General features: G+C 64.9%; 10 protein-coding genes. 8 read left to right on the forward strand and 2 right to left on the reverse strand.

The features are described from left to right. Positions 1-77: 77 nt before the first annotated feature. From VQ045_RS07450 to VQ045_RS07470, 5 genes are all read left to right on the forward strand, one after another. Positions 78-1433, forward strand: coding sequence for a selenium-binding family protein (locus VQ045_RS07450; protein ID WP_331829666.1), 1356 nt, complete (start codon positions 78-80; stop codon positions 1431-1433). A gap of 37 nt (positions 1434-1470) precedes the next feature. Next, complete coding sequence (locus VQ045_RS07455; protein WP_331829667.1) at positions 1471-1827, forward strand: 2Fe-2S iron-sulfur cluster-binding protein; 357 nt, start codon at positions 1471-1473, stop codon at positions 1825-1827. A 104-nt stretch (positions 1828-1931) separates the two neighbouring features. Continuing rightward, on the forward strand, positions 1932-2525 hold the full coding sequence (locus VQ045_RS07460) for an SCO family protein (protein ID WP_331829668.1): 594 nt from the start codon (positions 1932-1934) through the stop codon (positions 2523-2525). A gap of 132 nt (positions 2526-2657) precedes the next feature. After that, positions 2658-4556 (forward strand): cation:proton antiporter, encoded by a 1899-nt coding sequence (locus VQ045_RS07465; protein ID WP_331829669.1) that lies wholly within the window; start codon positions 2658-2660, stop codon positions 4554-4556. Continuing rightward, a complete protein-coding gene (locus VQ045_RS07470; protein ID WP_331829670.1) occupies positions 4556-5428 on the forward strand; it encodes a 50S ribosomal protein L11 methyltransferase in 873 nt (290 codons plus the stop codon). The genes VQ045_RS07465 and VQ045_RS07470 overlap by 1 nt, the downstream gene beginning before the upstream one ends. A 125-nt stretch (positions 5429-5553) precedes the next feature. On the opposite strand, the gene VQ045_RS07475 is transcribed toward VQ045_RS07470, so the two are convergent. Further along, positions 5554-5763 (reverse strand): hypothetical protein, encoded by a 210-nt coding sequence (locus tag VQ045_RS07475; protein ID WP_331829671.1) that lies wholly within the window; start codon positions 5761-5763, stop codon positions 5554-5556. A gap of 240 nt (positions 5764-6003) precedes the next feature. Between VQ045_RS07475 and VQ045_RS07480 the strand changes: the two genes are divergently transcribed. Then, entirely contained in the window at positions 6004-7833 is a 1830-nt protein-coding gene (locus VQ045_RS07480; RefSeq protein ID WP_331829672.1) for an aminopeptidase P family protein, read from the forward strand. A gap of 102 nt (positions 7834-7935) precedes the next feature. On the opposite strand, the gene VQ045_RS07485 is transcribed toward VQ045_RS07480, so the two are convergent. Beyond that, a complete protein-coding gene (locus VQ045_RS07485; RefSeq protein WP_327646991.1) occupies positions 7936-8415 on the reverse strand; it encodes a BA14K family protein in 480 nt (159 codons plus the stop codon). A 219-nt stretch (positions 8416-8634) separates the two neighbouring features. Here VQ045_RS07485 and VQ045_RS07490 point away from each other — a divergent pair, with 219 nt between their 5' ends. Continuing rightward, positions 8635-9300, forward strand: coding sequence for a DsbA family protein (locus tag VQ045_RS07490; protein ID WP_327646989.1), 666 nt, complete (start codon positions 8635-8637; stop codon positions 9298-9300). 237 nt (positions 9301-9537) lie between these two features. Beyond that, positions 9538-12018 (forward strand): HWE histidine kinase domain-containing protein, encoded by a 2481-nt coding sequence (locus VQ045_RS07495; protein ID WP_331829673.1) that lies wholly within the window; start codon positions 9538-9540, stop codon positions 12016-12018. Positions 12019-12105 lie beyond the last annotated feature (87 nt).

Here is a 12105-nt window from a genome sequence, read left to right on the forward strand (position 1 = left end):
TGGCTATGCTGCCGACTGGCGGGATCTTTCTCTATGACGTAAGGTAAATCGCGGCACCGTGGAACCGGGAGGATCCGATGGCGGAGAATGGTTGTTGCGGGCCGGGCTATGCCTCGCCCAAGGAGGCGATGCAGGCTCAGCGGGAGAAGCTGCTTTACACGGTCGCTCTGTACGTTGGCACGGGGGTGGAAAAGCCGGATTATCTGGCGACGGTGGATGTCGACCCGGATAGCCCCACCTATTCCAGCGTCGTGGCGCGCACCGAAATGCCGCAGATCGGCGACGAGCTGCACCATTCGGGCTGGAACGCCTGCTCGTCCTGTCACGACGATTCCTCGAAATCCCGCCGCTATCTGCTGATGCCGGGCGTGCGGACCTCGAACATCAACGTGATCGACACGGCCGACGCCGCGAACCCCAAGCTACACACGGTCGTCTCCGGCGACGAGATCAAGGCGAAGACCAACCTGTCGGCGCCGCACACGGTCCATTGCCTCGGCTCGGACATCATCATCTCGATGCTTGGCGACGCCGACGGCAACGGGCCCGGCGGCTTTCTGCATCTCGACGAGAATTTTGACATCGTTGGCCGCTGGGAGAACGAGCTCAACGGCATGAAGTACAATTACGACTTCTGGTACCAGCCGCGCCACAACATGATGGTCAGTTCGGAATGGGCTGCGCCGAACACCTTTCTGCCGGGCTTCGAACTCGACGACGTGGCGGCGGGAAAATACGGGCAATCGGTGCATTTCTGGGACTTCAAGGGCAAGAATATAGCCAAATCGGTCGATCTCGGCGCCGAGGGCATGATCCCGCTGGAGGTGCGCGGGCTGCATGACCCGGAATCGCATCACGGCTATTTCGCCGCGACGCTGTCGTCCAACGTCTTCCATTGGTGGAAGGACGATGCCGGCGAACCCCAGTTGGAGAAGGTGATCGATATCCCCACGATCGATGTCGCGGGTTTCCCGGTGCCGATGCCGTCGCTGATCACCGACATCCTGATCTCGATGGACGACCGCTACATCTATTTCGCCAACTGGCTGCATGGCGATCTCCGGCAATACGACATCGCCGACCGTTCGAACCCGAAGCTGACCGGTCAGGTCTGGCTCGGCGGCATGCTCGGCAAGGCGCCGGAGGTCAACGGCGTCACGGTGCAGGGCGCGCCGCAGATGATCCAGTTGTCGCTGGATGGCAAGCGGCTCTACGTCACGACCTCGCTGTTCTCGACCTGGGATAATCAGTTCTACCCGGGCATGAAGGACAAGGGCGCGCAGATGTTCATGATCGACTGCGACACCGAGAAGGGTGGCATGTCGATCAATCCTGACTTCCTGGTCGACTTCGGTAGAGAGCCGAACGGCCCGGCGCGCTGCCACGAGATGCGCTATCCGGGCGGCGACGTGACCAGCGACATCTGGATGTGACGCGGCTCGGCGGCCGGTTCCTCGACGGACGGCGCGGGTGGTGAAAACCCATCGGGTCACGCTGGTGAATCGAAACGGCCGCGTCCTCGATGTTGGTGAGGATCAATCGATCCTAGACGTGGCCGAGGCGGCCGGGATGGTCCTGCCCGTCGCCTGCCGCTATGGCGGCTGCATCACCTGTGCGGCGCGACTGATCTCGGGTAAGGTGCGCCAGCCGAAGGGGACGGCGCTGAACCGCCGGCAGAGCGCGGCCGGCTATATCCTCTTGTGTGTCGCCCGCCCTCGTTCCGATTGCGTCATCGCGGTCGGCGTCGAGAGCCATGGCGATCTGTATCGCAATCCGTTCAGCGTCCCGCAAATCCTGGGGGCAGGCTCGCCGGGCCAAGGGTCATAAACCCTCGCCTCGTGCGGTCGGGCTGTGCTATTTGCGTCCGGAAATCAAACCTGACGCGCCGGAGAGGTGGGCGGGGTCTTCGCGATTCCCGCACGAGGAACGATATGAACTCAGTTTCAATCCTACGCGTGGGTCTCTGGGCGCTGGTGGCGCTCCTGGTGGGCGCGGTCGTGGCGTTGGTGTTTCTCTACGGGCAGGGCGGGCGGAACACGGCCGAGGGGCCCTTCGGGACGCCGTTCGCGCTCGTTGATCAGAACGGCGCGGCGATCACCGAGGCGGACCTAACCGGCAAACCCTCCGCGGTGTTCTTCGGCTTCACCCATTGTCCGGAGGTGTGCCCGACGACGCTGTATGAGCTTGCCGGCTACCAGCGGCAGCTCAAGCAGGAGGGCAAAGACCTGCGCGTCGTCTTCGTGACAGTTGATCCGGAACGCGATACGCCCGAAATCCTCAAGGACTATGTCGAGGCGATCGGCGCCGATATCACCGCGATCACCGGGGCGCCGGACAAGATCGCCGCCATGCTCAGGGGCTGGGGCGTTTATTCGGCGAAGGTGGGCGAAGGCCCCGACTATTCCATGGACCATACGGCGACGACCTTCCTGTTGGACGCCGACGGCGCGCTGGCCGGCACGCTAGCCTACGGTGAAAAGTCCGACACCGCGCGTGCCAAGCTGGATCGGCTCGTCGGGCTTTGACACAAGGGCGGAAGCAAGCATCCGGCGCGGCGAGGGCAAAGACCCTTGTCGCCGCATCGCCTATCGCGTCGCCCATTTCCTTCGCGTCGTCCTGGCCTAGTTGGGCGTCGTCGTTCGCAAGGATAATCGTATATGGATGATCTCGCCGCCCAGATCGCCCTCATCGGCGCCGCGGGCATCGCCTCGCAGTGGCTGGCCTGGCGCCTGCAGATCCCGGCGATCGTGCTCCTGCTCGCCGTTGGTCTCTTTTTCGGTCCGTTCACCGGATTCATGAATCCGCGCGCGGATTTCGGCGAACTCTATACGCCGCTGGTGTCGACCGCGGTCGCGATCGTACTGTTCGAGGGCGGGCTGACGCTGAATTTCCGGGAGATACGGGAAACGTCGAAGGCGGTCAGGCGCATCGTCATCGTGTCCGGACCGCTGGTCTGGATCATGACCGCGCTCGCCGCCCACTATGTCGGCAATTTGTCCTGGCCGACCGCGATCATCCTCGGCGCGGTCCTGGTGGTCACCGGGCCGACGGTGATCATGCCGCTCCTGCGCCACGCCAAACTGAAGACCCGGCCGGCGTCGATCCTCAGATGGGAGGCGATCGTCAACGACCCGCTCGGCGCGTTGTTCGCGGTCATCTCCTTCGAAACCTTCCTCGTCCTGAACGGCTCCCACGAGGCCGAGAACCTGATCCTCAACGTGATCCTGGCGATCGTCATCGCGGTGCCCGGCGGCATCGCGGCTGGGCGCGCGCTCAGTTGGCTGTTCACCCGTGGCCATGCTCCCGAATATCTGAAGGCACCGATCCTCTTCGCGGCAGTCGTCGCGATGAATTCGATCACCAATCTGGTGCTTGAGGAGGCCGGGCTGCTGACCGTGACGGTGATGGGCATCACCATGGCCAATGCCCGGATCGCCAGCATCACCGAACTCCGGCGGTTCAAGGAAACGATCACCACGCTGCTCGTCTCGGGTCTGTTCATCGTACTGACCGCCTCTTTGCAGATGGACGTGATCCGCAGCCTCGAATGGCGGGTCGTCGGCTTTCTGGCCGTCGTGCTGTTCCTGGTGCGGCCGCTGGCCGTCTTCGTGGCGACGATCGGCGCCGGGCTCAGCTGGAAGGAGCGGCTGCTTGTCGGCTGGATCGCACCGCGCGGTATCGTCGCGGTTGCCGTCGCCGGCCTGTTCGGCGCGACGCTTACGCGGATCGGGGTGGCCGATGGCGACCGGATGATCGCCTATACCTTCGCCCTGGTCGCCGCCACGATCCTCCTGCACGGCTTTTCGCTGGGGCCGCTGGCACGCCTTCTCGATCTGCGATCGGCGGATCGGCCGGGCGTCCTCTTCGTCGGCGCGTCCCGCTTTACCATCGCCTTCGCCCGCCGCCTGAAGGCGCAGGAGGTTCCGGTTCTCATCGCCGACGGCAATTGGTCGCGCGCCTCCGAAGCGCGGCTGGCCGAAGTCGAGGTCTGGTATGGCGAGATTCTGTCGGAGCAGGCCCACCACTCACTTAACCTCTCGCGCTTCGACCACATGGTGGCCGCCACCGACAACGACGCCTACAACGCCTTGATCTGCACGGATTTCGCGCCGGAGATCGGCCGTTCCGATGTATTCCAGATCGGCGATCTGGGGGTTTCCGATCGCCAGTCGATGAACTTCACCATCGGCGGCCTGCCCTTGTTCAAGCCCGGCAAGAGCTATGCCGAGCTGCGCGATCTCATCGTCGACGGCTGGACCTTCCAGGCAACGCGGCTGACCGACGAATTTGGTTACGAGCGCTTCGCCGAGACGCGGCCGGAGGAAACCCACGTCCTGTTGTGGATCAAGCCATCGGAAAGTCTCGTCTTCGCTGCATCCGAAGGATCGGGCGAACCCGACGAAGGAGACACCATCATTTCCTTCGGTCCGCCCCGGCCGGAGCGCGAGCAGGATAAGATCGTGAAGGCAACGACGACCGAGCGCGAGGCCCGCGCTGAGAAGGCCCGCAAGACGAGCGAGACCGCATCCGCGAACGCGGCGGCGGCGAGCCTCTGATGGCCCAGACGCGCTATTTCGTCCGGGCCGACAGGGCCGGGGCCGAGGCGATCTACGGCGCCGTCGACAGGGCGTTCGAGGACGACGGCGTTCCGGTGGCGATTAGCGAGATCGACGAGGCGAGGGGGCTTTTCGAGGTCTCCGCCTATTTCGACGCCGCCGACGCCCACGCCTGGGAAGGCATCTTCGCCGAGGCGGTCGGCCCGGCTCTGGCGGGTCGAATCGAGCGCGAAGAGCTTCCCGACAAGGATTGGATGGCCGACGTACTCAAGGCATTGAAGCCGGTGCGTGCCGGCCGCTTCCTCGTCCATGGGGCTCATGATCGCGACAAGATCGCCGCCAACGACCTCTCTATCGAGATCGAGGCCGGGCAAGCCTTCGGCACCGGCCATCACGGCACGACGGCCGGTTGTTTGACGATGATCGGACAGATCGCTACGCGGCGCCGTCCGCGCAACGCGCTCGACCTCGGCACCGGAAGCGCGGTGCTGGCGATCGGCCTGGCCAAGCTCGCCCGCGTCCCGGTGCTCGCGACCGACATCGATCCCGTGGCCGTGCGCGTCGCCAAGGCCAATGTGGTCGCCAATGGCGTCGCCCCCTTCGTCACCAGCGTCACTGCGGTCGGCTTCGCCGCGCCGGGGATCCGCGCGCGCGCGCCGTTCGATCTGATCGTCGCGAACATTCTCGCCGGGCCGCTGATGCAACTGGCGCCGCAATTCGCGCGGCATCTGGCGCGGCGCGGCGACATCGTGCTGTCGGGCATTCTGGTCAGCCAGCGGGACGCGGTTCTGGCGGCCTTTCGCGTGCAAGGGCTTTTCCATCGGCGCACGCTGGTGATCGGCGACTGGGTGACGCTGCATCTGGCCCGATGAGGGGTACAAGCAGCCTCAAGACGCGAAAACGCCGGCGCGCAGTTCCTGCGGCCGGCGTTTTGATGCTGTGTGACGTGCCGATGGCGCGCGAAGCGTCTCTCGATGCTCCGGAACGCCTGCCGGGATCAGCGACGCTCGGGCGTGCGCCCCTCGAACAGCGACTCTCGCCCGCCCAGCTCGAAGCCATCGCGTCCGAGAAACGCCATGCGGTCTTCGATGTAGCGTCGGGCCTCGCGCTCGCGCGCTTCGATCATGCGGTCCAGCATGCTGCGCATGAAGCCTTTGGAGCGGCCGGTGCCGCGGTGGGACAATTCGGTGTAGGTCGTCGTGGCCATCGCAATATCTCCTGATGCGGTTTGCTGGCCTCCCCTTGCAACCAATATGCGACCTGGGGTCCGATTCAGGTAGAGTCATTCCTGCATAGGTGCCTGCCCTTTATTGCATTGCACAACGGTAGGGCGATTCATGTCTCGTTAACCTTTCGCGCCGCGCTCTGCCCGCTTATGGTCCCCGCGGTCGGCCGCGGGTCGCGCCGTTTTCACCCCGTCCTTACTCGTTTCCTGCCAGAGCCGCCGATGTTTCAGAATTTCGACCAGACCACCGATTTCTCGCGCAGTGCCGAACGGGTCCGCCAGCTCCGCGCCGGGTTCGGGGAATCCGGCATCGACGGTTTCATCGTCCCGCGCGCCGACGAGCACCAGGGCGAGTATATCCCCCCCTCGGCCGCGCGGCTCGAATGGCTGACCGGCTTTTCCGGCTCGGCGGGGGCGGCGGCCGTTCTCGCCGATCGCGCCGTGATTCTGGTCGATGGGCGATACACGTTGCAGGTCCGCTCCGAAATCGATCCCGCGGTCTTCGAGCCGTTATCGTCCGTCGAAACCTCGCTAACCGACTTTCTGACGGTCGCCGCGCCCGGCAAGCGCATCGGCTACGATCCGTGGCTGCATACGGTGGCGGAGATTCGGACGCTGGCGGACGCTATCGAGGCGGATGGCGGACAGCTCGTCGCGCTTCCGGCCAATCCGATCGACCGGATCTGGAACGATCGGCCGGCGCCGCCGAAGGCGCGGGCGGTTATCCATCCGGAGCGCTTCGCCGGACGCCCGGCGGCGGGCAAGCTGGCCGATCTGGCCAGGCGGATCGGCGACGCGAAGGCCGACGCCGCGCTTCTCACCGACCCCGCCTCGATCGCCTGGACCTTCAATATTCGCGGCGCCGACGTGCCGCACACCCCGCTGATGCTGGCCTTTGCCATCCTGCGCGCCGACGGCCGTCCGACCCTGTTCGTCGATCCGGACAAGCTCGACCCCGAGGTCAGGGACTATCTCGCGGCGCTTTGCGATCTGGCATCGCCGGACGATTTCGAGGCCGCGTTGAAGCGGGAGGCGGCCGACCGCGCGATCGGTCTCGATCCGCAATTGGGCGCCGCGCGACTGGCGACCATCGTAGAGGCGGCCGGCGGCACGCTCGTCGACATGCCGGACCCGGCGCGGCTGCCACGGGCGATCAAGAATACCGGCGAGATCGCCGGTTCGCGGACCGCTCACCGACGCGACGGCGCGGCGGTCTCGAGCTTTCTCGCCTGGCTCGATCGGCAGCCGCCGGGAAGCATCACCGAGATCGCCGCAGCCCAGCGGCTGGAATCGTTGCGCGCCGAGTATGGCGAGCGGGACGGGCACCCCTTGAGGGACATTTCCTTCGATACGATCGCCGGTTCCGGTCCGAACGGCGCGATCGTGCATTATCGTGTCAACCGGGGGAGCGACCGGCCTCTCGGGCAGGGTGAACTCTTTCTGCTCGATTCCGGCGCCCAGTACGAGGACGGCACCACCGACATCACCCGCACGATTCCGATCGGCCAGCCAAGCGCCGAGATGCGGACGAAGTTCACGCTGGTGCTGAAAGGCATGATCGCCATCGCCACGGCGCGGTTTCCCAAAGGGACGCGCGGTGTCGATCTCGACCCGCTGGCCCGGATCGCCCTATGGAAGGCCGGCTGCGACTACGCCCACGGCACCGGTCATGGCGTCGGCTCCTATCTCGCCGTGCATGAGGGGCCACAATCGATCTCCAAGCGCGGCATGGCGGTGCTCGAAGCCGGCATGATCCTGTCCAACGAGCCGGGATATTACCGCGAGGGCGCCTACGGCATCCGGATCGAGAATTTGATCCTGGTCGAGCCCGCGACAGCCATTGCGGGCGGCGATCTTGCGATGCATTCCTTCGCGACACTGACGCTCGCGCCGATCGACCACCGGCTCATCGAGCCAACGCTGATGAGCCGGGAGGAAGTCGACTGGGTCGATGCCTACCACGCGGAGGTGCGAGGGACGCTCGCCCCGTTGATGCGGGCCGAGGACCGGGGCTGGCTGGAGGCGGCGACACGCTCCATCAGCACGGGCTAACTGGTTCGCCCGTTCCGCGTGGGCGATGCTTCAAGACATCGAGGCCGTTCCTCCGGTCTCGATGTGGATTGGTGCGTGACGGGCCATCTGCGGCCCATGACGTCAGCGGCAGAGGCGGCGCCGGCCATTATAGGGCTGGAACGTGCCCGAGCGCGCGTCAAACGACCGGTATTTGGCCGCGCAATAGCGATACCACTCGCCTGACCAGGCCGCCGGCCTGCCGCGGTAGTAGCGGGGCGCGGCCCGATAATAACGCGGTGCCGGGCGGGAGTAGCGCGGTTGGCTAGCAATTGCTGCGCCGATGCCGAGGCCCACGATACCGCCGATGATCGCGGCGCCGCCGGAACCGAGGCCGCGGTGGCGACGATAGTAACGGCGGTTGCCGCGGAAGCCACGATGGCCCCCGTCATAACGACCTCCCCGGTAATATCGACCGCCGCCAAAGGAGCCGCCGCCATAGTGACCGGCCTCCGCCTGCGATATTCCGACGAGGGGTGTGTTGGCGGGCACTGCGGCTGGTGCCACCGACAGCGCAAGCCCCAGTGCGAGGGATTTGACTGCCAACGATTTGAAGAACTTCATGTCGACCTCCTGCATTACCAATACTTTAACACTTAGGTAACGATTGGGAAGCTGAACGGCTCCTGAACAAATTGGTTGCTCACGAAAGCGTGGTTGGGAGCCCCGAACCGCCGGGACGGTGATAGCCCTCAACACGCCCCTTGCCGGTATGTCCCCGCGCGACAGGTGAAGGACGCGGCGCTGTATCGCCACCCATGACTCGAAAGGCCGATTGCCATCATGTCCGACAACCCGTCTTCATTGCCGCAAACGCCCCATTTGATCTATTTCGCCGATCCCATGTGCTCATGGTGCTGGGGCTTCGCGCCGGTCATGGATGCGATCGCCGAACGTTATCCGGATTTAGCAGTCCGCCTCGTGCTGGGCGGCCTCAGGCCGTTTACCGACAAGCCGATGGACGCGAGCGCCAAGGCAGATATCCGCAACCATTGGGAGCACGTGCGCGACGCCTCGGGGCAACCCTTCGACTTTGCCTTTTTCGAGCGGGACGGCTTCGTCTACGATACCGAACCGGCCGCGCGGGCGGTTGTGACCGGCCGCCAGCTCGGACCCGAGAAGGCCATCGCGCTCGAACACAGGATCGCCCGAGCGTTCTATGCCGAGAATCGTGACGTCACCAACTCCGACACACTGGCCGATCTGGCGGCTGAATTGGGCTTCGATCGCACGGCATTTGTGGCGGCGTTCGCGCGCGAGGAAACCAAACAGGAAACCCTGGGTGATTTCGCGTTGTCCCAGCGCGCCGGCGTCACCGGCTTTCCAACCCTGATCGCCGGGCCGCAGGCGGATGGCAATTACGCCCTCGTCACCGCCGGCTATCAGCCGCCCGAACCGATCCTCGCCCGGATCGGGTCGTGGCTCGCACAAGTCGATCCGGCGGCATGAGGAGCTCTGATTAGGAGCGCCGCTCCCGGGGTCGTTGGTCGTCGAGCTTTTTTCGCCGAGACCGGAACGGAAATATCCGGCTTCCATTGACAATAATGGAACAGATCGCAGGTTGCGTGGTTACGCCACGCCAAGGTCGACAAAGCCTCTGCTGTGGCAGCATGGCTGAACGTCTCACGGAACGGGACGATTTGTGGCAGTGAAGGGTTGGCGTAGTGCCGCCCTGGGGCATGGCGGATGGATGCGATAGAGAAGTCCGTAACGCATATTGGCCCGTCGGTCCCCGCCTTCCTGCGCGGCGGCGGCAAGATGGGCGCGCTTATCCGGGCGCATATGTGGCGGGATTCGCCGCTCGGTCCCCCGCAGGACTGGTCGTTGCCGTTGCTGACGACCGTGCGAACGCTGCTTGGCTCGAAGGTTCCCATGCTGGCCGCATGGGGCCCCGACCTGCGCGTCCTGTACAACGACAGTTATGCACCGCTCCTGAACGACCGGCATTGCGACGCACTAGGCCGCCCTTTGGCGCAGGTATGGGAGGAGATCTGGTCGGGCGTGCGACCCTTCGTTGAAGGCGCCCTCGCGGGTGAGACGACGGGGGCCGACAACTTGCCGATCGTCATTCCGGGTGGCCTCGAGGAGGAGCGGTATTTCAGCTTCTCCTGTTCGCCGATCTACACTCAGAGCGAAACGGTCGGCGGCATTCTGGTGATCAGCGTCGAAACCACCGGCGACGTGCTGGCCGATCGGCGCCTGAATTTTCGGATAGCGCTCAAGGACCGGCTCCGCGATCTGGACGATCCGCGCGAGGTAATGTTCGCCGCCGCCGAAACCCTCGGCCTCCACCTGCGTGCCGATCGCGTGGGCTATGCCGAGATCGAAGCCGACACCATGTTTTTCGTTGAACGCGATTGGTGCGCCGCCGGGATGCCGAGTCTCGCTGGCCGTCATCGCCTCGACGATTTTGGTCCGGCGCTGATCGCCGAGTTCCGCGCCGGCAATACGGTCGCATTCGCGGATGCTCTGACGGAGCCGTTGACCTCGGGCGAGGACGTCGCCGAAGCCTTCCGGTCGGTCAGTACCTGCGCGGCGATGACCGTGCCGCTCGTCAAGAACGGCACGTTGGCCGGGGTCCTTTACGTACACGGCCGGGAACCCCGGCATTGGACAGAATCCGAAAAAGGACTCGTACGCGAGGTCGCCGAGAGCACTTGGGCGGAGGTCCAGCGTGCGCGGTCGGAATCGGCCCTGCGCGAAAACCACCGGCGGCAGGACCTGCTGCTGCGTTTGCTGGATGGGCAACGCAAGACGCATGACGACCAATTCATGATGCAGGCCGCTGCCGAAGCAGTTGGCCGACATCTCGTCGTCGATCGGGTCGGTTTCTTCGAGATGGCGGAAGATGACACGCTTCAGTTTCTGTCGGGGTGGACCGATGGCCGGCTGCCGCTGTTGACGGTGCCTTTGCCGTCCATCGGCATCGGCACAGGCTATTTGGCCGAGGTTCGGGCCGGCAAGACGCTGGGCATCAGCGATACGCGAGCGGATCCGCTGACCGCGGACTCGTTGTTCGGCGAGATCGGGACCGTTTCGCTGATCGGTGCGCCGATCATTCGCGAGGGCCGCTGGCAGGCCGGCCTTTACGTCAATCACGCCGAGGCGCGTGCGTGGACGGACAACGAGATTGGCCTTGTCCGGGAAGTCGCCGACCAGACCTGGGACGCCGTCGAACGCGCCCGGGCAGAGCGGGCGCTGCAGGGCAGCGATGCGCGTCTGCATCTCGCCCTCGATGCCGGTCGCATCGGGGCCTGGTCGCTCGACATCGGCCGCGACAGCGCCGATCGCACACCGCGACATGATGCGATCTTCGGCTACGAGACGCCGGTGGTAGAGTGGAGCTTCAAGCGCTTCCTCGACCATGTCCTGCCCGAGGAGCGCGACCGGGTCCAGTCATGTTTCCAATCCGCGGTCGAAGGTCAGACCGAGTGGCACCTGGAATGTGGCATCGAACGGGCGGACGGCGCGCGGCGACAGATCGAGGTGAGCGGTCGTCCGCAGCGCGACGCGGCGGGCACCGTCATCGGCTTCATTGGGGTGGTCATCGACATTACCGAGGCAAGGCACGCGGAGGAGCGGCAGGCTCTGCTGGTTCGCGAGCTGCATCACCGTGTGAAGAACAATCTCGCCACTGTGCAGTCGATCATCAACTTCACCTTGCGCACATCCGAGAGCATGGAAACATTTCAGGCCGGCATCGGCAATCGGATCGGCGCCCTGGCGAGAAGCCATACACTGTTGACCGACAATGAGTGGGACGGGGCGGAATTGGAGCACATTCTCCGCGCCGAATTGGAGCCCTATGACGACGGCGGACGGCTGCAACTCGAGGGGCCGCGTTTCTTCCTGCCCGCCGATGCGGCCGTGCCACTCGCCATGGCGGTCCACGAATTGACTACGAACGCCGCCAAATATGGAGCCCTGTCGGTCGAAGAGGGTCGGTTGGACATCCGATGGATGACCGAGGCCTCGCAGGAAGGGCGCAAGCTGAGCCTGGATTGGATCGAGAGGGACGGTCCGCCGGTCTCCCTGCCTACCCGGCGAGGATTCGGGACGACTCTGCTCGAACGGCTGCTGGGGCGTCAACTCGCGGGCGGTGTCGAAATCAAATACCTGCCGCAAGGCGTTCAGGTCCGCATCAAGGCATTGATCCAGAATTCCTGAAACCGGCCGGCTTCCGGCAACGTTGCGGGGGTCGGCTCACGCCCATCTGCGGCGGCGGCGGAACCGATCGAACCGCGTTCCGGTAGG

This window comes from Aurantimonas sp. E1-2-R+4, from assembly GCF_036549515.1.
GTDB classification, from domain to species: Bacteria; Pseudomonadota; Alphaproteobacteria; order Rhizobiales; family Rhizobiaceae; genus Aurantimonas; species Aurantimonas coralicida_A.